Source organism: Nonlabens dokdonensis, assembly GCF_002162835.1.
In the GTDB taxonomy this organism is placed as follows: Bacteria; Bacteroidota; Bacteroidia; order Flavobacteriales; family Flavobacteriaceae; genus Nonlabens; species Nonlabens dokdonensis_B.
Genome location: NZ_MAAX01000074.1, coordinates 1 through 21,522, shown reverse-complemented (window position 1 = coordinate 21,522; position 21,522 = coordinate 1). Strand labels below are relative to the sequence as shown.

Annotated in this window: 19 protein-coding genes; 5 read left to right on the top strand and 14 right to left on the bottom strand. The window is 36.3% G+C overall.

Annotated features, from left to right (window positions below; translation table 11 throughout):
- Both A9Q93_RS04695 and A9Q93_RS04690 read left to right on the top strand, forming a co-directional pair.
- The coding region (locus A9Q93_RS04695; protein WP_303686224.1) for an ABC transporter permease at positions 1-962 on the top strand (962 nt) is incomplete at its 5' end.
- Entirely contained in the window at positions 963-1,784 is an 822-nt protein-coding gene (locus A9Q93_RS04690) for a DNA/RNA non-specific endonuclease (protein WP_303686222.1), read from the top strand.
- A 47-nt stretch (positions 1,785-1,831) separates the two neighbouring features.
- On the opposite strand, the gene A9Q93_RS04685 is transcribed toward A9Q93_RS04690, so the two are convergent.
- Entirely contained in the window at positions 1,832-3,097 is a 1,266-nt protein-coding gene (locus A9Q93_RS04685) for an ABC transporter permease (protein WP_303686220.1), read from the bottom strand.
- Between A9Q93_RS04685 and A9Q93_RS04680 the strand changes: the two genes are divergently transcribed.
- The gene (locus tag A9Q93_RS04680) at positions 3,048-4,370 is read left to right on the top strand and encodes a DUF1343 domain-containing protein (protein WP_303686218.1); all 1,323 of its coding nucleotides are present in this window, start codon (positions 3,048-3,050) and stop codon (positions 4,368-4,370) included. The two genes, A9Q93_RS04685 and A9Q93_RS04680, sit on opposite strands and share 50 nt — an antisense overlap.
- Before the next feature lie 10 nt (positions 4,371-4,380).
- A complete protein-coding gene (locus A9Q93_RS04675; RefSeq protein ID WP_303686216.1) occupies positions 4,381-4,824 on the top strand; it encodes a DUF1569 domain-containing protein in 444 nt (147 codons plus the stop codon).
- A 77-nt stretch (positions 4,825-4,901) separates the two neighbouring features.
- Here A9Q93_RS04675 and A9Q93_RS04670 read toward each other — a convergent pair whose 3' ends face one another.
- From A9Q93_RS04670 to A9Q93_RS04655, 4 genes are all read right to left on the bottom strand, one after another.
- Positions 4,902-5,639 (bottom strand): hypothetical protein, encoded by a 738-nt coding sequence (locus A9Q93_RS04670; RefSeq protein WP_303686215.1) that lies wholly within the window; start codon positions 5,637-5,639, stop codon positions 4,902-4,904.
- Positions 5,640-5,678: 39 nt separating this feature from the next.
- Positions 5,679-6,686 (bottom strand): GTPase ObgE, encoded by a 1,008-nt coding sequence (gene obgE / locus A9Q93_RS04665; protein WP_303686214.1) that lies wholly within the window; start codon positions 6,684-6,686, stop codon positions 5,679-5,681.
- Between the two features lie 179 nt (positions 6,687-6,865).
- Complete coding sequence (locus tag A9Q93_RS04660) at positions 6,866-8,023, bottom strand: T9SS type A sorting domain-containing protein (RefSeq protein WP_303686213.1); 1,158 nt, start codon at positions 8,021-8,023, stop codon at positions 6,866-6,868.
- Positions 8,024-8,065: 42 nt separating this feature from the next.
- Complete coding sequence (locus tag A9Q93_RS04655) at positions 8,066-9,169, bottom strand: adenylate kinase (RefSeq protein WP_303686212.1); 1,104 nt, start codon at positions 9,167-9,169, stop codon at positions 8,066-8,068.
- Positions 9,170-9,375: 206 nt separating this feature from the next.
- Here A9Q93_RS04655 and A9Q93_RS04650 point away from each other — a divergent pair, with 206 nt between their 5' ends.
- Positions 9,376-10,521 (top strand): 5-(carboxyamino)imidazole ribonucleotide synthase, encoded by a 1,146-nt coding sequence (locus A9Q93_RS04650; RefSeq protein ID WP_303686211.1) that lies wholly within the window; start codon positions 9,376-9,378, stop codon positions 10,519-10,521.
- Positions 10,522-10,639: 118 nt separating this feature from the next.
- Here the strand turns inward: A9Q93_RS04650 and A9Q93_RS04645 are convergent, their stop codons facing one another.
- The 9 genes from A9Q93_RS04645 to porU all read right to left on the bottom strand — a co-directional run.
- Positions 10,640-10,801, bottom strand: coding sequence for a hypothetical protein (locus A9Q93_RS04645; RefSeq protein WP_303686210.1), 162 nt, complete (start codon positions 10,799-10,801; stop codon positions 10,640-10,642).
- A gap of 72 nt (positions 10,802-10,873) precedes the next feature.
- Positions 10,874-11,077, bottom strand: a complete 204-nt coding sequence (locus tag A9Q93_RS04640) for a hypothetical protein (protein WP_303686209.1) — start codon at positions 11,075-11,077, stop codon at positions 10,874-10,876.
- A gap of 347 nt (positions 11,078-11,424) precedes the next feature.
- Positions 11,425-12,108, bottom strand: coding sequence for an SDR family oxidoreductase (locus A9Q93_RS04635; protein WP_303686208.1), 684 nt, complete (start codon positions 12,106-12,108; stop codon positions 11,425-11,427).
- Entirely contained in the window at positions 12,101-13,111 is a 1,011-nt protein-coding gene (locus tag A9Q93_RS04630) for a M20/M25/M40 family metallo-hydrolase (RefSeq protein ID WP_303686207.1), read from the bottom strand. Before A9Q93_RS04630 ends, A9Q93_RS04635 begins: the two co-directional genes overlap by 8 nt.
- A gap of 198 nt (positions 13,112-13,309) precedes the next feature.
- Positions 13,310-14,986, bottom strand: a complete 1,677-nt coding sequence (locus A9Q93_RS04625; RefSeq protein WP_303686206.1) for a pyruvate dehydrogenase complex dihydrolipoamide acetyltransferase — start codon at positions 14,984-14,986, stop codon at positions 13,310-13,312.
- 3 nt (positions 14,987-14,989) lie between these two features.
- Complete coding sequence (gene pdhA, locus A9Q93_RS04620) at positions 14,990-15,988, bottom strand: pyruvate dehydrogenase (acetyl-transferring) E1 component subunit alpha (protein ID WP_303686205.1); 999 nt, start codon at positions 15,986-15,988, stop codon at positions 14,990-14,992.
- A 153-nt stretch (positions 15,989-16,141) separates the two neighbouring features.
- Entirely contained in the window at positions 16,142-16,579 is a 438-nt protein-coding gene (gene cdd, locus A9Q93_RS04615; RefSeq protein ID WP_303686204.1) for a cytidine deaminase, read from the bottom strand.
- A 48-nt stretch (positions 16,580-16,627) separates the two neighbouring features.
- Positions 16,628-17,803: a type IX secretion system outer membrane channel protein PorV gene (porV, locus tag A9Q93_RS04610; RefSeq protein ID WP_303686203.1), complete on the bottom strand. Its 1,176-nt coding sequence runs from the start codon at positions 17,801-17,803 to the stop codon at positions 16,628-16,630.
- Between the two features lie 43 nt (positions 17,804-17,846).
- Positions 17,847-21,522: type IX secretion system sortase PorU (gene porU, locus A9Q93_RS04605; RefSeq protein ID WP_303686202.1), on the bottom strand; the 3,676-nt coding region annotated here is incomplete at its 5' end.

Sequence of the window (21,522 nt, the reverse complement as noted above, 5' to 3'; positions counted from 1 at the left end):
AATATGCCAATCAAATGCATATTTCTATACACTCTCAGTCACCTGGATTTACTGTAAACCTTCTAAGCATAGGAACAGAGAAAGAAGAATCACAATTCTGGGATTGGTGGAATGGTAAAAATTCAAACGTGGAAGAAATTCCCTTTTCTGAACTAAAAATTCAAAATGGGTCAGCCTTCTACCGACCCTACGATGTTGATGGTAAAGAATTACCTTTTATAAAAGCTAGACTGAATGTGCCAGATGGGATGGAATTATCTCGCTTTCGCGAAAGCTACACTACTCAAAAAACATTTCTTTTAGGTACTGATAAATACGGCCGTGATCTATTGAGTCGTATGATGATAGGTACGAGAATAAGTATTTCTATAGGTTTTATAGCCGTTCTAATATCTTTACTAATAGGTATCTCTCTAGGTGCAATTGCTGGATATTACGGTGGCAAAATAGATGCAGTTATCATGTGGCTCATTAATGTTACGTGGTCCATCCCGACTTTGCTTATGGTCATCGCTATCAGTATCGCATTAGGAAAAGGTTTTCTCACTGTATTTATCGCCGTAGGACTAACCATGTGGGTAGAAGTTGCACGTGTGGTACGTGGTCAGATGATCGTCGCAAAAGAGTACCAGTATATAACTGCTGCAAAAGCCTTAGGATTTAATAGCTTTAGAATTATAACTAAACATATTTTGCCTAACATCATGGCTCCAGTAATTGTAATAAGCGCTGCAAATTTTGCCGCATCTATACTTATAGAAAGTGGTTTGAGTTTCTTAGGATTAGGAGCACAACCACCTATGCCTAGTTGGGGCAGTATGATTAAAGATCATTATCAGTACATCATTCTCGACAAAGCTTATCTTGCGATTGTTCCAGGAATAGCCATCATGACATTAGTTATGGCATTTATGCTGCTTGGAAACGCTTTAAGAGACGCTTTAGACGTAAAAACAAGTTAAATGAGAAAATACATCTATCCCATAATTATACTGGCGTGTGCTGCCATATATTACTTTTATCAAGATCGTACTAGCGATGCCTACTCAGAAAAAAACTTATCTCAAGAAGAATATTTAAGTAGTGGCACAAATAAAAATGGTTTAAAGCCGCTTACGCGAAAAGCACTACTACCTAGCTCAGAAATTCAAGTCGTTCATCATCATACATATAGCCTCTCCTATAATGAACAACACGAGCAAGCAGAATGGACTGCCCATATTTTAAGAGCTAGCGATATCAACAGTAGAGATTATAAAAGACCCTATTTTGAAATAGACGACAAGGTAAAAACAAAGGCTGCACACTGGCGCAATTACAAAAAAAGTGGTTATGACAGAGGTCATCTAGTTCCTGCAGGAGATAGAAAATCTACTAAAGCTGCTTATGATGAGACCTTTCTAACTTCTAACATCAGTCCACAAATTCATGAATTCAATGCAGGAATATGGAATACTCTAGAACAAAAAACTAGGTATTATGCAAAGCGATATGATGAGGTTTATGTAGTAACTGGATCTATTCTCACAAAGAATTTAAAAACCATAGGGACAGAAAAAGTTTCTGTTCCTGAGCGATTTTACAAGATCATATATCGCAACGATGCCACTGGCGGCAATATGATCGCTTTTTTAATGCCTCATAAAGATACTGATGCTTCTATATATGATTTTGTTACCAGCGTAGACCGTATTGAAGAACTTACCGGTACCAACTTTTTTGCTCAACTTCCTGATAGTATCGAAGATAAATTAGAGGCTAGTAGTAATTCTAAGGGTTGGTAAAGTTAATTACAGACTAGTAGTTCCACTCACTTACCTTAACCAGCTTTTCATTCAAATCGCATTGCCTTAACCGGACTGATCTTACTCACAATTAAAGTAGGAATGATAAGAGCAAGTAAACAAACGATAAAAGTTCCTAAGTTCAGAGCAAGAACGTGCCATAAAGAAATGTAAACTGGCATCTCTGTCACATGATAGGATTGCGAATCTAAAGTAAGCGGACTGAAATAGTACTGAATAGCAATAAGACCCAATCCTAAGACATTACCTATTATAAGACCTTTTAATACCAGATTCATCGCGTTATAAAGAAAGATTTTGCGCACGGTCCAGTTAGATGCTCCAAGTGATTTGAGAACGCCTATCATATTAGTCCTGTCCAATATCAAAACAAGCAAAGCGGTAATCATGTTGATGATGCCTACAATTAAAATGATACCGATAATACCAAAAATATTACCATCTAGCAATGCCAGCCATTGAAAGATTGCTGGTAACTCTTGCTCAATAGTTTTTGCGTTTAATTCTGACGGCGTGTTTAATTGGATAGCTCTTCCTATTTCATTAAGCTTATCAAAATCGTCGATAAAGATTTCAAACTTTCCTATTTGATCTACTTCCCATTTATTGATGCGCTGTATGTTTCTTATATCTCCTATTATAAACTTGGAGTCATATTCTTCAAGTCCACTATCATAAATACCAGAAACAGTAAAACCTCTTCCTATAGGTTCTTGACCATTTGCTTTCATAAAATAAGTGGGAGCTTTATCGCCTACTTTTAATTGTAAACGTGCCGCGATGTCATCAGAAATCAAAATATCAGAAGATGTTTTTTCTAAAGAAACGTTAGGTATAGTTCCCTCTAAAAGAAATTCTTGTAAATATTGCCAGTCATAATCAGTTCCTACACCTTTAAGAATGATACCTTCAAAGTCATTTGCCGTACGTATCATTCCGCCTTTTGTGGCTACTGCTTGAATATGACTTACCTCTGGTACAGAGGTGAAGTCTGGATAAAAATCCTGATCACTTGAAATGGGTTTTATTGTGGTAATAGAGTTATTACGATCAAATAATGACACACTCACATGACCATTGAAAGCACTTACCTTTTCTTTTATCTTTTTTTGAAGTCCGACGCCAGTGGCAATAGCGATCAACATTACAATGATACCTATTGCAATTGCTGCAATCGCAATTTTTATTATCGGTGCACTTACGCTATTTTTATAGCTCGTACTACTTTGTACCCTTTTAGCAATGAAATACTCTAGATTCACTTTTTCTAATTCAATATTCAAATATACCATAATCGCTATGGTTGTAGGAATGTCTTCTTGTAATTCTCATGTAAGTGGCAATAACTCTCCTACATCTCCCAAAGAAGAAAAAATCATTACAGCAGACGAACGTTATAAGGACGTTCTTATTACTACAAATAACAATGAGCCTGTTCCCGCAGCTTATTTATTAAATGAATGGATCATTAAACTCAAAGGTAAAAAAGTAGCTTTAGTAGGAAACCAAACCAGCGTTGTAAGAACTGGAGATACTATCGTTTCTAAAGAGTGGAAATCTAAAGATAAACTGCGCTACACTCATCTAGTAGACACCTTACTGGCACATGGGATAGATATCAAACGTGTTTTTGCACCAGAACACGGTTTTAGAGGTACGGCAGATGCTGGCGCTACCATTAAAGATGGAATAGATGCAAAGACAGGAATTCCTATCATCTCGCTTTACGGGAAGAATAAAAAGCCTTTTAAGGAACAGCTGGAAGATGTAGATATCATATTATTTGACATTCAAGATGTAGGCGCTCGTTTTTACACCTACATTTCTACACTTCATTATGTAATGGAAGCCTGCGCTCAATACAACAAAAAAATAATTGTGCTGGATAGACCTAATCCTAATGGCCATTATATCGATGGACCTATTCTGGAAGAAGAACACCAAAGCTTTGTAGGCATGCATCCTGTCCCTGTAGTTCACGGAATGACCATAGGAGAATATGCTCAAATGATTAATGGTGAAAAATGGCTAGATAACGATCTACAAGCAAACCTTGAAATCATCAAATGCAAGAATTACACACATGATTCTTCATACAGTATCCCGATCAAGCCGTCGCCTAATTTACCAAACGATCAATCCATAAACCTCTATCCTAGTTTGTGCTTTTTTGAAGGAGCTGATGTAAGCGTAGGTCGTGGTACAGAGATGCAGTTTCAAGTCTATGGTTCTCCATCTCTCGTAAAATACACCGACTTTGAATTCACTCCTACGCCTAATATAGGGGCGAAAAGACCTTTATTTAACGGGAAAAAATGTTACGGAGTCGATCTAAGAAATCATGAAAAGCTGGATCATATCGAGTTGGAATTTTTAGTGGACGCTTTCGCGAAAGCGCCATACAAATCAAAGTTTTTTAACTCATTTTTTACCAAACTCGCTGGAACAAAAACCCTGCAAGCTCAGATCGAGAAAGGCATGAGCGCTCAAGAAATCGCAGCCACATGGGAGAAAGGACTCGAAGAGTATCAAAAATTAAGAGGGAAATACTTGCTTTACAAATAATACAAAGACTATGAAATCATTTTTCCAGCCAGAAGTTTATCAAGAACTAGAAGTACGTCTAGAAAAAATTAAACCAGATTCACAACCGCTATGGGGCAAAATGAATGCTGGACAAATGATGAATCACTGTCAAGAACCTCTCAAAATTGCAGTAAATAAATCTGAAAAGACTTTAAAGCCTAACTGGTTTATTAAGCTACTTTTTAAAAAGATGCTCTACAGTCCCAAGCCTTTTAGAAAGAACGCTCCTACTCCACCACAATTTAGAAGTACAGGCGATTTTGATTTTGAAAAAGAAAAAGCCGAGTTACATAAATGGATGCAGGAACTTTGGGAAGATCGCGATAATAAAAATAGAAAGCCACATCCGGTTTTTGGCACTTTTACTAAAGAGCAATGGGGTATTATGCAATGGAAACATTTAAACCATCATTTTGAGCAATTTAGTGTCTAGCTGCAAAAGATTTTAAAAGCTAAAAAGCGATGAAGAATTAAATTCTTCATCGCTTTTTTTATCTTATTAAATGATTGCTATTCTCTAACTAAATATAACAGAGTACCTTCCTCATTATGGGAAACAATTAAATGTTCCTTATCTAGTTCTTTGATTGTGTAAATAGACTTTTCAACTCCAGTTTTAGAATCCTTATCAGTTAATACATTTGTTTCTGGATCTACAGTATATTTTCTTACGGTTTCCATTCCCATGGCACCAAATGCCATGTCTGTGTCTGTAATAAAATTAAAAGTAATCATAAGAGCTACCATCTCCTGCATTTCAGCAGCTTCCGTTCCTTTTTTCACTCTCACTTCTTCTACTTTCCATTTACCGATAAGATCCTTGAGGTCTATATTCTTAGTCTCATAAGATTCTTTTGTTAAATAGGTGTATGTTTTCTCAACACTTACCGCGCCTTTTTGCATCAACAATACCATATCACCAGAAGATAAACGTGCCTTACTAGGTGTCAATACTTCTAATTTCTCTCCTTTCTCCAGCACTAATATGTTTTCATTTGCAGTATAGGATTTTGTTTCTTCTTGCCCCATAAAGCTCATAGTATACATGCCATCTTTTTCAAAAGTCATCCTTAAAGAACTAAACATATTAGAGACCATCTTGATTTTTTTCTCTAAAGCTTCCTCACTAGAACCATCTTCTTCGATTGCTGAGCGATCTACACTTTCAAAACTCCATGTTCCTAAATATTCTTGTGCTTGAACTGATGTAGCTACAAACAGTACTATAATAAATGTTATTTGTTTCATTGTATTGATTTATGAACAGGAAAAGTAACTATATTAATTTTAATCGTTTAACATCGACCAGAGTCTATCCTTGAGCTGTGTCAAGTTAATCTGTGAAACTGATGAAATAAACATGTATGGCGCTCCATTAAAAGCTCCTTCATTATCAAGTTCTTCTTTCATTTCTTGCATCAACTCTTCATCAAGCATATCGCATTTTGAAATAACCACAAAACGCTCTTTATCCAGCATTTCTGGATTGTATTTACTTAATTCATTAACTAGAATATCGTACTCTGCACTAATGTCATTAGATTCCGCAGGAATTAGAAATAATAAGGTAGAATTACGTTCTATATGTCTTAAAAAACGATGACCTATTCCTTTACCTTCGGCAGCACCTTCTATGATCCCTGGAATATCTGCAATAACAAAAGTCTTAAAATCACGATATTCTACAATTCCTAAGTTGGGCTTTAAGGTAGTAAACTCATAGTTGGCTATCTTAGGTTTTGCAGCGGTAAGAACTGATAGTAAAGTTGATTTTCCTGCATTAGGAAAACCTACTAATCCTACATCTGCTAAGATTTTAAGTTCAAAAGTAACGTCAAGTGATTGCCCATCCATCCCAGTTTGTGCATATCGAGGTGTTTGCCTCGTTGCTGACTTGAAGTGCCAGTTTCCTCTTCCTCCTTTGCCCCCTTCACAAATGATAAACTCCTTACCATCTTCTAGAATTTCATGAACCACTTTACCTGTTTCAGTGTCTTTCACTACAGTTCCTAATGGAAGCTCTATAATAATATCTTCTCCATCATAACCAGTACGACGTTGTTTTGCTCCATTACCACCTTGAGCGGCTTTAAAATGACGCTTATACTTAAAATGATATAAAGTCCATAGATTCTTATTTCCTTTAAGAATGATATGACCACCACGGCCACCGTCACCACCATCTGGACCACCTTTATCGATGTACTTTTCACGGTGTAAGTGTGTACTTCCTTTTCCTCCACGGCCAGACTCTATAGTTACCTTAGTGTAATCAACAAAATTTCCTTCAGTCATAATTCTTTTTTCAGTCGATCATAAAAACGATCGATATATTTTAATCTAATTAATAGTTAATTAGTTTTGTTTAATAAATGTAATAATAAATAAAATCCAGTCACTTTTAATAGTACTATATACATCGCACTACATATTAAAAGTCACTGGATCAAAAACAATTCTTAGATTTCTAAGATCTATTTCTTAAAAAGCTTTACTGTAGTTTCAGACTCATCATTTAATGTAACACGCGCAATGTATAATCCCTCAGTAAAAGAAGCGCTATTTATTTTAGTTAGTGTAGCGTCTACCGCGTGGTTTAATATTTGCTTTCCTAGACTGTCATATATTACGATGCTTTTTATTGCCGTATCCGTATTTTCAAAAAACCATTCATCACTTGATGGATTAGGATATACCTTAAAATTTGAGAACTTATTTTCCTCTATTGATAGTATTTCATTAAACGCATAGGTTTGTGCGCCTCTAGAGAATACAATGTTATAAGTTCCAGCAGTAGCATTGATATCAGCACCATTAACATCGGCAGTACCGCTAGGAAAACTAGTTCCACCCCAACTTAAATTCCATGCTTTATCTTGTCTAAATTTTACAGCACCTGCAGTTAACACTTGATTATCAAGAGTATACACATCACCATCAGTAGTATTCATCGTGATATCAGTCTCTGTTGCAGCTGGCCACCCATTTGCTGCAGGACCTACAATTCCTACTTCTGGAATTTCGAAACTATAATCTAACGTGTTCAAGTTAAACATCACTTTATAATATGCCGCTGTTACAGGTATATTAGTTGCCCCTGCAGTTGCCGTACCAGCAGGAAAAGTACTTCCTCCATAAGTTGTTGTTGTACCAGCTTCTTGAAATTGAATATCACCGGCTACAAATTGAGTTACTGTTAACTCATAATTTATTCCATCTAACGTAGCCATTTGTGGGCTAGCTGCACCATTGAGTGCTGTTCCAACTAACTCGATATCTGTAAAGCCAGAAACTGAAATAAAAGTATATGTACTAGTATTTAAATCTAAAACGATATCATATATTCCCGCTTGAACAGAAATATCATTCCCAGAAACCATTCCAGATGGGAAAGTATTCCCTCCATAACTAGTATTCCATTGTTGATTTTCTCTAAATTTTGCTGCTCCGGTAGTAAGAGTTAACCCATTAATTGAGTGCGTACCATCTCCATTATCGGTAAGCATTATATCTGGAGTTGGATTTGCGGCATCAGGCCAGCCGTTTGCCGCTGGTCCTACTATCCCTATGGTTTGGGCAGAAAGTACCATTGCAAAACAAGTTAAACTTAAAGTGAGTAAAAATCGTTTCATGTGTAAATATTTAGTATTGAGATGTTTAATATAATTGCTTTTTTACAATTTATCAAATTCATTACTAAGACGTTCTGTAATAACGTCCATTTTTCCTACTCCATTTACTCCGTAATATTTATTTTGAGCAGCATAATAATTTTTGAGTGGTGCAGTCTGTTTGTAATATACCGCAATACGATCTCTTATTACTCCTTCATTTGCATCATCTACACGGCCACTATCCTTACCTCTTTCTAATAGACGCTCTATGAGTACCTCATCATCTACTTCTAGAGCTACCATACCTGCAATTTCAGTGCCTTTAGAATCTAAAAGTTCATCCAGCGCTTTTGCTTGCGCATCTGTTCTAGGAAATCCATCAAAAATAAACCCTTTTGCCTCTGGTGTCTTTTCTACCTCAGCTTTAAGCATTTTTATTGTCACTTCATCTGGAACTAAATTTCCCTTGTCCATATAGGACTTGGCTAGTGTTCCTAATTCTGTTCCATTTTTAATATTATAACGGAAAACATCTCCTGTAGAAATATGAACTAATCCATATTTATCTTTTAAACGTGTTGCTTGAGTTCCTTTTCCTGCTCCTGGAGGACCGAATAATACAATGTTTTTCATGCGTTCTGTTTGTACGTAAAGTTCGGGCAAGTTGCGCCCTAAATTATTATAATCCATGCCGTATCCCACGACAAATTTATCTTCAATGTTCTTTCCTACGTAGTCTATTTTCAACTCTTGATTATAGACTTCTGGTTTTAAAAAAAGTGTGGCAATTTTTAAATCTTTGGGTTGGTATTCTTTTAGCTTTCGCGAAAGCGCATTTACTGTCAATCCTGTATCTACAATATCTTCTACGATTACAACAGTCCTACCTTCTAGATTAACGTCTAGCTCGTTACCAAGCGCTACATTACCTGAAGAGCTGGTACCTTCGTAACTTTTTGCTCTCAAAAAACTTACCTCGCAATCATTATTAAACTTGCGAGTAAGGTCTGCTAGAACCATATAACTACCGTTTAATATCCCCAAAAAAATAGGGTTCTCATCTGCAAGGTCTCGATTGATTTGATAAGCGAGATTATCAATAGCAGCGGCAATTTCTTGTGAACTTAGAAAAGGCTTAAAATAAAGATCATGAATCTTAATCACTCTAGTGGTTTTTGCAAAGATACTATTTAGTAATCAGTTGACAGTAGTAGATTACTATGGTTGTTGCATGGATAAATTTCTATATTTTACAACATTTTTAAAATAAAATGAGCACAAGTAATAATTGATGGCACAGACTGCTCAATTATATTGATTTTACTTATGATGTTGATTTTTATTTTTTTCAAAAGCTTATTTTTGAACATATGAAACAGACACAATTCTCTTCAAATTTTACCTTAGGAATTTTAGGTGGTGGACAGCTAGGCAAAATGATGCTCTATACCACTAGGAAATGGGATATCCACACCTATGTAATGGATAAAAATGATACCGCTCCTGCTTTTCAAGGATGTGATGTGTTTTTTGAAGGTGATATAATGGATTATGAGGCGGTGATGGAATTTGGTGAGCAAGTAGATGTGCTGACTATAGAAATCGAAAATGTAAATGTTCAAGCCTTGCAAGATCTGGAAGATAAAGGCATAGCTGTTTCTCCAAGTGCAAAAGTTTTAAATCTTATAAGAAATAAAGCACGTCAAAAGTCTTTTTATCAAGAACAACAAATTGCTACCGCTGCGTTTGAAGTTTATCCTAAACCTAATTTAGATCACGAGAGATCCTATCCATTTATTTGGAAAAGTGCTGAAGGTGGTTATGACGGTAAAGGTGTTAAAGTCATAAGACAAGCCAGTGATCTAACCGATTTACCTCAAGCAGAATGTATTTATGAGGACATGATCGATTTTGATCTAGAACTTGCAGTTATTGTTGCTCGTAATTACGATGGAGAGATGAAAACGTATCCAGTAGTAGAAATGGAGTTTCATCCAGAAGCAAATCAGGTAGAGTATGTAATATGTCCTGCGCGTATAAACATAGATATATCTGACCGAGCTCGTGAGTTAGCATTGAAAGTATCAGAATCATTTGAGCACGTAGGTTTGCTTGCAGTAGAGATGTTTCTGACCAAAACTGGTGAATTACTAGTTAATGAAGTAGCTCCAAGACCACATAATTCTGGACATTATTCTATCGAAGGTGCTATTACAGACCAATTTGAGCAACATATAAGATGTGTATGCAACTTACCCTTAGGAGCAACAGAAAGTACGGTAGCTAGTGTTATGGTGAATCTAGTAGGTGAAGAAGGTCATACCGGCAAAGTGATTTATGATGGTATAGAAAATATACTTGCGTTACCAGGTGTTACACCTCATATTTATGGTAAAAAAGAAACTAGACCTTTTAGGAAAATGGGTCATGTTACGGTTGTTGCTAGCGATGTGGTCGAAGCTCGTGAGCTTGCTGAAAAAGTAAAAAGTAGAATTAAGGTTGTTGCTGAGGTTTAATTTATTGATTTGATAATGTGCTAAAGTGATAATTATTTTAATTTGATAATATTATCTCACGATTAACTCTTTAACCTCGAAGCGCTATTTTATTTTGAACATTTTAGTGCCGAGGTTATTATCTTCTTCTATCTAGCCATTTTTTGAATACAAATGAATACAACAAGCCTATCACTACGATAGGTCCGACGACAGATAAAACCATCCACACGTCAGGAGTGACGCAATCTCTGCCGCAACCATTATTAGGCAGATATTGCCATCTTAAAACTAATAACATTTAATAGCTTTTTAAATTAGAGTAATAGGATAATTTAGTTGAATAATTTATTGTAAAATATCGACATTTTTATCAAGACTTATTTGATTTAACATCATCTTCTCCTCTATCTGTTTTCATTTTCCATTTACCATAAAATGCAAAACCTATAATAAAAATGATCAATGGTGGAAAAACATACCACCAACCTTCCATTGATTCTCCAGAAAGTCTGCTTGTAGTTTTATGTGGAGATAGTTGCAGGGAAATTATTTGAAGCTCAAGCGTCTGAAACATTTCTTTTAGCATTATTCAATATAGAATTCTCTGGATAAAATTAATGATTAGAATATAGATTATTTTATGTTAATTCTACTGATTTATAAATCTTAAAGAAACAAATTAATATTCAAGTAATTTGTTTGGGTTTATAACCTGTCAGGTTGCCCAACTAGTTGTATCATTTAATTTCAAACCCATTGTTATTGGGTGAAACATTACAAGTTCATCGATCGCTTAGAGTTAGAATGTTGCGAATGAAAATCGTTCTCGACCGCACTCGCACTGACATTTTATTTTTTCCTAAATCAAATCAAATATCTAATTTTTACAATCTTGAATCGTTAATCAATATTCTATATTCTTTACGGCGTACTCGCGCTTACTTGTAATACTTTACCATTATAAAACTTATTTCCTGTCAAGGCAAAATTCATTATATAGCTTGCCATTTCTGGTGCTGTTAATGGTGCTTGATAACCTGGAAAAGCTTCTTCTAGCATCTCTGTTTGTACGGCTCCTAAAGCAAGTGTATTAAAAGATGGTCCACTTTCTTTGTATTCTTCGGCAAGGAGTTCAAACAAGGTAATGACAGCTCCTTTTGCACTGGAATATGCTGCTAGTCCAGGGAACTTAGCACTTCCTTGAATACCACCCATAGAACTAATCGCAACAACGTGTGAATCTTTAGTAAACGCTGGTAATAGTGCTTGGGTTAATGATGCTACTCCAAAAACATTTACCGCATAACATTGCTGGAAATCTTCTGGTGTCAATTCTTGAAAAGGCTTATTGACTAACATTCCTGCATTGTGAATTACAACATCTATGCGATTCCATTTTGTTAGAATAATTTTAGCCGTTTCCTCGATACTAGACTGTGCACTTAAGTCTGTAGCTATCGCTTGAATGGAAGTGTTATCTAGTGCTTGAATGGCATCTATCTTTCGCGAAAGCGCTATGACCTGATGACCTGCATTTGCAAATAACTGAATCATTTCATAGCCTATTCCACGACTTGCTCCTGTTATTACGATTCTCTTACTCATCTATAGTGGTAGGTTTGGGAGTCAATTTGAGTTTTTCACCATTTACAACTTTAAAAACTCCTGGCATTACTGCATCAACGACATTTGCCATATGATCTGTATTTACAAGTGAGGTTTCATCACCTACCTTATGGTAGTGACCAAAATTTGTAAAATCAAAGGTGCAAAACGTTTGTGATGGGACATTGAATTCTTGAAAAAATGGATAATTATCAGATCGCTTAAACAAATTGAATTCTGCCGCTTTCTCTAATTTCCCTGTTACTGTAACACTCTCATTTGCCTCATTAAAAACTGTAGCCATATTAGAGCCGTCGTGACCTGTAACATATGTCAGATAAGGACTATCAATCATAGGAGTGCCTGTCATCTCAAAGTTGATCATTGCTACAACATTCATCCCTTCTTTTTTCATGCGTTGTGCCAGATGCTTAGAACCTACAAGACCTTTTTCTTCTGCAGAGAAAAGCGCAAAGACTACGGTTCTTCTATTAAATTGTAATTTTTTAAAGTTTTCGGCAATGGCAAGAACTGTAGCAGTACCTGTAGCGTTATCATTGGCGCCATTTGCAATACTATCTCCTTGAACGCCTTGCATCACTCCTATATGATCATAATGAGCACCGATCACAACTACCTCATTCATCATGTCTTTATCAGATCCTGTCATTACGCCTACTACATTAAATGCCTCTGTATCATTGACTTTAAAATCATCCATGAAAGCGCCTCTATAGGGCTTTACTCCCATTTCTTGAAATCGTTCTGAAATATAGATGGCTGCTTTTTCTATACCTTCAGATCCAGTATCACGACCTTTTAAATCGTCACTAGCAAGAAATGCGACATCTTGGGCAATTTGGATCGCACTAGACTTAGGCATTTTTATTTCAGTAGATTGATTAACTTTATTTAAAGCCTGCCCTAAGCGATCAGCTTTTTTTTGAGATCCACAAGCGACTAGGATACTTGCGATGAGTAAAATGGAGAGTGTTTTTTTCATGTTGGTTATTTAGTAAAAAGTAAAGATAATTGATTTAAGAACAAAACTTACAAAGGAGAGAAGATCAATACTTTTTAATATGATTCATGTAACGCAATATTTGTTTAGTTATAATCTTTTTATTTAAAGAAATCAAATTAAAAAAAAGCCGAATCTTTAGATCCGGCTTTTTTTACTTGTGAATTAATTATGAAATACCTAAACGTACATTACGATAGGGTTTTCTATATAAGATTTAAACGTTTGTAAAAATGCAGCTCCAGTCGCTCCATCTACCGTTCTATGATCGCACGCAAGTGTGATCTTCATTACATTACCTACTACTATCTGGCCATTCTTAACCACTGGTTTTTGAACAATAGCTCCTACAGACATAATCGCACTGTTAGGTTGATTGATAATAGAGGTAAACTCTGTAATACCAAACATTCCTAAGTTAGAAATAGTAAAAGTACTTCCTTGCATCTCGTCTGGCTGCAATTTCTTATTACGAGCTTTACCGGCAAGTTCCTTAACTTTCGCCCCTATTTGTTGCATACTCATTTGGTCTGCAAATGGCAATACTGGTACTAGAAGACCATCCTCTACAGCTACAGCAACTCCTACATGGATATGCTTAGCAATTATAGTGTTCTTATCAGTCCACTGCGTATTTACTTTAGGATGTTTTCTAAGCGCCATCGCTGCCGCTTTGATCACCATATCATTAAAACTGATCTTAGTGTCTGGTAACTCGTTAATCGCTTTTCTACTCGCGATAGCATTATCCATATCTAGATCAAGTCCTAGATAATAATGAGGTGCCGTAAACTTAGACTCGCCTAGACGTTTTGCAATTGTTTTACGCATTTGAGAGTTAGGTACTTCTTCAAAAGTTTCTGTTCCTACTGCTACAAATGAACTTGGAGCCGCTGAAACTCCAGCAGCAATAGGCGTAAAGTTTTCTATATCACTTTTTACAATACGACCATTCTCACCAGATCCAGAAACTTGACTAAGGTCTATTCCCTTTTCTTCGGCCATTTTCTTTGCTAATGGAGAAGCAAAAATTCTTCCTCCATTAGAATTTGAACTTGAAGCGGTACTCGAGCTTGAACTTGAAGTGCTTGACTTAGGCTCGCTTTTAGTTTCAGCTTTTGGAGTCTCTTTCTTAGCCTCTTCTTTCTTTTCTTCTTTCTTAGGTTCTTTTTTTGGAGTAGTGTCAGCATCTAATGAGATTCCAGAAACATCAGTTCCTGCAGGACCAATTATGGCTAGTAAGGAATCTACTTTTGCAGTTTCTCCTTCCTGAATTCCAATTTTAAGTAATGTCCCAGCGTTAAAAGACTCAAACTCCATTGTTGCCTTGTCTGTTTCAATTTCTGCTAGTATGTCTCCTTCTTCAACCTCATCACCTTCTTTTTTCAACCAGGAAGCAACCGTTCCTTCTTCCATAGTATCACTAAGGCGAGGCATATTTACAATCACAACTCCTTCTGGTAAATCAGATGAACTAGAACTAGAGCCACTTTCAGAATTATCATCAGAATCATTTGAAGAATCTCCATCATCATTTGGAGAAGAATCTTCTTTTGAAGCTTTTTCTTCTTTTTTATCTGAAGATGCGTCTCCTTCTAACAAAGCAGAAATATCTTCTCCTTCCTCACCTATGATGCATAATAATTGATCAACAGGAGCTGTTTCTCCTTCTTGAACACCTATATGTAGCAAGGTTCCTTCTTGAAAAGATTCAAATTCCATTGTCGCTTTATCGGTTTCGATTTCGGCTAGAATATCACCTTCTTCAACTTTATCTCCTACTTGTTTAAGCCACGCTGCAACAACACCTTCTTCCATGGTGTCGCTCAATCGCGGCATGTTTACTACCTCTGCCATGAGTTATGATTTTGCTGGTAAAAATGGATAATCTTCTTGTTCATATACGGCATCGTACATAACATTCTTTTCAGGGAATGGAGATTCTTCTGCAAATTTCTCACACTCAGCTACACGAGCCTTCACTCGCTTATTCATTGCTTTAATTTCATCTTCTTTAACGTCGTATTCTTTCATCAATCGGTCCTTTACTTGAGTAATAGGATCAATTTTCTGATACTCGGCAACCTCGTCCTTAGTTCGATATTTTTGAGCATCACTCATAGAATGACCTCTATATCTATAAGTTTTTAATTCAAGGAAAGTAGGTCCACCACCAGAGCGAGCTCTCTCAATTGCTTCGTGCATTGCTTCAGCCACTTTTTCTGGATCCATGGCATCCACAGGTCCACAAGGCATTTCATATCCTAGACCTAGTTTCCATATATCAGTATGGTTTGCAGTTCTAGCAACACTTGTTCCCATCGCATAACCATTATTTTCTACACAAAACACCACTGGTAAATTCCATAACATAGCAAGGTTAAATGCCTCGTGAAGGGAACCTTGACGTGCAGCACCATCTCCAAAAAACGTAAGAGTTACCGCATCCACATTATGGTACTTATCACCAAATGCGATTCCTGCTCCTAAAGGTATTTGCCCACCTACAATTCCATGACCACCATAAAAACGGTGTTCTTTAGAGAAGATGTGCATAGAACCTCCTAGACCTTGAGAAGTTCCAGTAGCTTTTCCATAAAGCTCTGCCATTACTCTCTTAGGATCAACTCCCATACCTATAGGCTGTACGTGATTACGGTAAGCAGTAATCATCTTATCCTTAGTAAGATCCATAGCATGTAAAGATCCTGCAAGAATTGCTTCTTGACCATTATAAAGGTGTAAAAATCCACGGACTTTTTGCTGAATATATACTTGAGCAAGCTTATCCTCAAACTTTCTCCAGAATAGCATTTCCTCATACCAGTTGAGTAATACCTCTTTAGTGACTTTTTTCATGTGATAATTTGTTAGGTATATCGCTTTCGCGAAAGCGAAACTAAAGACCAAATATAAAGATCAAATTCCAACTTTAACACAAAGCGAATAACAAAAATAGACCAAAAAAGGGGAAAGAAAAACCTATTGAAGGGTTAAAAATGTACGCAAACGTTATAAATAGTTTTTATCAAAAATAAGCGGCAACAAATCACTTAAGGAGTCTGACTTTAATACTGTTCCAGCAGCTCCCATAAAGTAAAGTTCGATAGGTGACTTTTGATTATTTTCATATTCAGCAATAGACTGCCTACATGCTCCACATGGTGGGACTGGCTTATGAAACGAATCATCCTTAGGGCTTGCTGTAATAGCCATCTTCAAAATCTTTACACCTGGATATTGAGCTCCCGCTGAGAAAACAGCTACACGCTCTGCACAAAGTCCAGAAGGATAAGCAGCATTCTCTTGATTATTACCGGTAACTACAACACCATTCTCTAATATTAACGCACAACCTACCGTAAAATTAGAATACGGCGCATAGGCTTTGTGCCTAGCCTTAATCGCATCTTGCATTAAGGACTGATCTTGAGATGAGAGTTCTCCCATATTCTCATAGACCTCTAACGTAGTATGTAACTCTAGCTTCTTGATGACCTAGTATTCTGTGTACTCGTCACCAAAATTGAACGTAAGACCAAATCTTAACGTTCCTTCTAGTGGACTATTAACTCTACTTGTAGAGAAAAGATAGGATAGATCAATATTGATTTGTGAAAACTCAAATCCAGCTCCTAAGGCTAAGAATTTTCGCGCACCTTTATCATCTGCCTCGTTAAAATAACCTGCACGCAATGCAAAGGCGTCATTATAGGTGTATTCTGCACCTAAAGCCCATGTAAATTCTCTTAATTCTTCACTAAAGCCTCCTGGAGCATCACCAAATGATTGAAAGATTCCAGAAATAAAAGTTACATCATCGTCTTCTCCTTCTAAAATTTCTCTAGGTGTACCATTTCCATTTGCATCTCCATCTTCTCTAATAGGTGGAGTAGGCACTAGTAATTTATTTACCTCAGCAGTCACACCTATTTTACTGAAACCGTCATTAAGAATAAAGTCAAAACCACCGCCTAAGGCTAGATTAGTAGGAATAAAATTTTCTTGTCCTCCAGCGTCATAAGAAATTTTAGGACCTATGTTACTTATATTAAAACCACCGCGCCAGCGACCATTAAAGTTATCATAAGCATTTTCTTCAGATTGATAGTAACCAGAAACATCCACCGCAAAACTATTTGCTGCACTAGCGTCATTATCAACACCTTGTATACGTAAATCAGATCTTAGAAAACGACCTGTTACCGCCATTGCAAACTGCTCGCTAAGCTTTAAGGAATAAGTTCCATCGAGAACAAATTCATTAGGATTCTCTTCTCTTCCAGGATCTGCAGCGTCTTGTCTTAGGGTGATAGAACCTAAAGAAAAATATCTTAAACTTCCTGCAAATGCACTTTGTTCATTAATTCTATTTGAATAAACTAACTGAGCTATAGCAATATCATCTACTAGATTACCTAGATAAGGAGTATATGCTACCCCAAATTTTTGAGCTCTTGTACTGAAAGCATATTTAGCCGGATTCCATTGCTGAGACCACGCATCTGGACTAGTAGCTACACCCATATCTCCCATACCAGCAGCTCTAGGATCACCAGCTATTCTCAAAAATGGTAAGGCTGTTGTGATAACTCTGGTATCGTTATCCTGTGCATTGCTTACACTGGGTATAGCAAAAGTTGCAGCTATGAAAAGTAATAATATCTTCTTCATCAATAAGTTTTATCGGATCGCAAATATATGTTAATCCACATGATTATAAAATAACGAGCTTTTCTATCTTGCTCGCAGACTTGTTAGTTAACGTTGATTTTACGGTTATCTTATATATATAAACACCTTTTCCTAATCGCTGTCCAAAATCATCTCTTCCATCCCAAGTTATTTCTCTAGAAGTAAAACCTGTTGTAGTTAGATTTCTGTTTTGTGACCATACTACCTTGCCACTTATAGTCATGACCTGAACTTGAACATCTAAAGGCTCAAAAGGCCTATTATGATTGAACCAAAACTCCGTATAAGAAGTGAATGGATTAGGATAGTTTAAAACTCTAGTCAGCTCAACACCATCAGATTCAGAAACTACAAATTGAATCTCGTTCATCGCACTATTATTGTACGTATCCCACGCTGTTACCTTTAATGTATGCAAACCTGGCTCAATATCTCTAAGTGGAAAAAACACTTTACCGCGAGTAAAATCATCTTCATTTGCTTCATAATAATCATTGAGAATATATGGATTAGTCTCATCTCCATCTAGAATACCTGTAATGTCGTGACCTATACCACTAGAAGTATTTATACCGTTATCATCACTCAAAAATGCAAGAAGAAAAGGATCGCTATCAGTTAATCCACCTGACACAAAGTTAGTATCATTCATAAATAACTCTACCTCTGGACCTACATCATCTACAGGTGCATTGCGATTAATACCACCTATTTGAATTTCTTGAGAAAAACCATTTTGATCTTCTGGCAAATTATCCCTTTTTGCATAGAAAGAAACTCTTCCTTCACCTACAGGTATTTGAGTGTCCCGAGGCATTATGAAGTCAAATTCAAATTCACCATTAGTAATTGTTGCCTGACCTCTAAATAAAGCTTCTCCTAACTGAGTAAACGGTAATATTATTACAGGATCACCTGTCCCATCGTTCCCTAAAGTCTCACGGTTTATTTCTTTATCAAATACAGTAACCGCTAGTGTACCGTTGTAGTCAGTTATGCGACTGCCTGAAATATTTTGTACCTCTCCACCCAATGTTACGCGATCAAGAGCTTTCAAAACATCAGTATTAGTAGCTACAGGATTTCCATTAACTGTTGTAAGCACCACTTTAGGTAAAGGAAACGCCAATTTTAATGCTGGATCTCCTAAAAAAGCAATGACTCTACGAGTTGAAGTAGCTTGAAAACTAGGGTCTGTTTTAGACAATCTTAAAGCCTCAGCCATCGATATAGGCTCTACATTACTATAACCGAACAAGTATTGATCTAAAATATTATTAAAACCAGCACCTACATTTACGAATATGAGCCTATTAGTTGCAACTGTAGCAATCGCTCCTCCTTGCGCATTCAAATAAGTTAACTCACCACCACTTACTCGTAAGGGGTTATCATATCTAGTAAACTCACAAGTTACCGTAATGAATAAAGGCAACGTATTAGGGTTTCTTAAGTTTTGAACTAAAGACTGAGTAATAACAAACTCTCTTGCTAATCCATCCTCATTACCATGTCCAAAATAATTGATTACCAGAGAACCTTGTTCAAAAGCATCGCGTATATCATCTACTGCGTCAGGATACTTAGGTCCTCCGGCAGTACTAAACTGCTGATAACTGTCTAGTAATATCTTGTTTACATTATAATCCGGTCGGTTTGCAAATATTTCATCTCCTAAGTTATTTACATTTTCTTGTAAGGTAGCATCTGAAGGAATATCTGGATCGTCCCCAATAAGTGTGATATTATTTCTCCATTTATCAAAAGCAGGTTCTGCGGTATAACTTATCACTTTATCTACCATTTCTCTAGCTTCCTGAAGGTCGCTAACTATCATTCTACCGACTGCAAGATCCATTAAGTCACTTGCTACTACATTTCCTTCACCATTATCCATAAACGTAAAAAAGTCATCAGTACAATAAGAGACAGTTAAAGAGGTGCTTTGAGCACTTAAAAAAGTAGGAACAATATTATCTCTAACTCTAATTCTGTCTTTGTAATCATAACTAGCATCTCCAAACATATTCAGATATTGAATCCTATTTGCTGGAGAAGATGCATTATCATATATGTACCTTACAAAATTTCTTATAGCGCTTATTTCTTGACGTCCTTCAGAAAACTCATTATAAATTTCTTGTAGGGTAACCACTTTGGTATTAAGGTTACTTTCTACAATATGATAATTGGCAAGTCGTTGCGCTTCACTTTCTAGAAATTCTGGTGTAACAATTAAATAGTCTATATCTCTAAAGTTGCCCGAACTATCATTGAATATGGTACCTTTTAGATTTTGATTTGCTACTCTACTGTTACTTATGCTTATTGCATTATAATAATCAGAGTCATCAACTGCAATATATTCTTTCGCTATTCCTCCTACATCAAAAAAAGAAAAAGCAGCATCAGCAGTAGAGTTAACAACCTTAGTAACGTTATAAGGATCTGTAACGTCCCAAACCTCTTTTACATCACTCGAATTAGAGAATTGATAAGCTACAACACCTGATTGCGAGGTGGCATCAGGAACACTAAATCTAAACTGATTGCCAGTACCTGTTAATGATTGAGGCACTTCAAGATCTATGTAGTCTAAAAAGCCTTGCGCCCCAGGATTACCGTTATTGTTATAACTCACGGTTATACTTACGTTTGATGTAGAAATATTAGTACTTGTATTAAGAAAAGCCGCTCTACTTGCCGCATTGATATTTTGACCTGCAAGACCGTTTAAACTTGTAGAGCCTAAATTTTGACCATTTAATGAAAAAGACATGGTTGTGCCATTATCTGCAACAGCACCAGTCGTTATTCTTATGCGCGCCGGCAAGGAACTAACAACATTTTCAAAATCAAATTCAAAGGTTTGCTCTGGTTCAAAGTCAAAACGCTCCCCATACCATATACGACCTATAGATCCTATATTGCGCTCATCTACTTCATGATGTTGTTTTCCATAATAATAATCGTAGGTAGTCGATGGAACTCCTGAAGGCTGTACAAACGGTAAAATTCTTTTACCTATTGCACCATCAACTGTAATGTAGTAATAAGAGTCATCTGTATAAGGGTTAATAAAACTATCATTTTCTGCCACAAAATCAGTATCAGTCGCCACACCATAAAACAAAATTACATCTCCATTATCAAAAGAGCCGTCACTATCTCCAGTGACAGTTATCGCAAGTTCTGGAGCATCATAGAATTGATCATCACTATTAACTAGCGGCAATGATTTACCACCATGCCCATAAATTTTTATACGAGAAGGATCTATAGAATTCACATCAATTCCTAAATTAGAAAGAAAGGAACTATTAATACGGTGCACTCCTGTGTTTTCCACTTTAAAACGGTACCAATTCCCAGATGCTAATATTGAATTACCAAAACTTGCCGTCTTTTGTTGTACCTGTATCGGTGCTTGCTCGTATGAATAACTAAATGACAACACCTTTTTATATTGGTTCCCATCCTTGTATATAGGAGAAACTTTTAATTGTGCATAATTACGCTTTCGCGAAAGCGCATTTCTTAAACTATATTGAAATTCATTAGGCACTCTAGATACATCTAGTTGCCCAAGATCACGTTTATTAATTACTTGGGTTTTTATGTTACTTATACGTATGGAAAACTCATTAACCTTTTGATTTGATTCAAAACTTTTTGACCAAAATATTTGATCACCATCA

What these genes read in the sequence shown, in the direction of transcription:
- A9Q93_RS04690 (WP_303686222.1), top strand. Translation starts at nt 963, where the DNA reads ATGAGAAAATACATCTATCCCATAATTATACTGGCGTGTGCTGCCATA.
- A9Q93_RS04680 (WP_303686218.1), top strand. Translation starts at nt 3,048, where the DNA reads ATGAAATACTCTAGATTCACTTTTTCTAATTCAATATTCAAATATACC.
- A9Q93_RS04685 (WP_303686220.1), bottom strand. Translation starts at nt 3,097, where the DNA reads ATGGTATATTTGAATATTGAATTAGAAAAAGTGAATCTAGAGTATTTC.
- A9Q93_RS04675 (WP_303686216.1), top strand. Translation starts at nt 4,381, where the DNA reads ATGAAATCATTTTTCCAGCCAGAAGTTTATCAAGAACTAGAAGTACGT.
- A9Q93_RS04670 (WP_303686215.1), bottom strand. Translation starts at nt 5,639, where the DNA reads ATGAAACAAATAACATTTATTATAGTACTGTTTGTAGCTACATCAGTT.
- obgE (WP_303686214.1), bottom strand. Translation starts at nt 6,686, where the DNA reads ATGACTGAAGGAAATTTTGTTGATTACACTAAGGTAACTATAGAGTCT.
- A9Q93_RS04660 (WP_303686213.1), bottom strand. Translation starts at nt 8,023, where the DNA reads ATGAAACGATTTTTACTCACTTTAAGTTTAACTTGTTTTGCAATGGTA.
- A9Q93_RS04650 (WP_303686211.1), top strand. Translation starts at nt 9,376, where the DNA reads ATGAAACAGACACAATTCTCTTCAAATTTTACCTTAGGAATTTTAGGT.
- A9Q93_RS04645 (WP_303686210.1), bottom strand. Translation starts at nt 10,801, where the DNA reads ATGTTATTAGTTTTAAGATGGCAATATCTGCCTAATAATGGTTGCGGC.
- A9Q93_RS04640 (WP_303686209.1), bottom strand. Translation starts at nt 11,077, where the DNA reads ATGTTTCAGACGCTTGAGCTTCAAATAATTTCCCTGCAACTATCTCCA.
- A9Q93_RS04635 (WP_303686208.1), bottom strand. Translation starts at nt 12,108, where the DNA reads ATGAGTAAGAGAATCGTAATAACAGGAGCAAGTCGTGGAATAGGCTAT.
- A9Q93_RS04630 (WP_303686207.1), bottom strand. Translation starts at nt 13,111, where the DNA reads ATGAAAAAAACACTCTCCATTTTACTCATCGCAAGTATCCTAGTCGCT.
- A9Q93_RS04625 (WP_303686206.1), bottom strand. Translation starts at nt 14,986, where the DNA reads ATGGCAGAGGTAGTAAACATGCCGCGATTGAGCGACACCATGGAAGAA.
- pdhA (WP_303686205.1), bottom strand. Translation starts at nt 15,988, where the DNA reads ATGAAAAAAGTCACTAAAGAGGTATTACTCAACTGGTATGAGGAAATG.
- cdd (WP_303686204.1), bottom strand. Translation starts at nt 16,579, where the DNA reads ATGGGAGAACTCTCATCTCAAGATCAGTCCTTAATGCAAGATGCGATT.
- porV (WP_303686203.1), bottom strand. Translation starts at nt 17,803, where the DNA reads ATGAAGAAGATATTATTACTTTTCATAGCTGCAACTTTTGCTATACCC.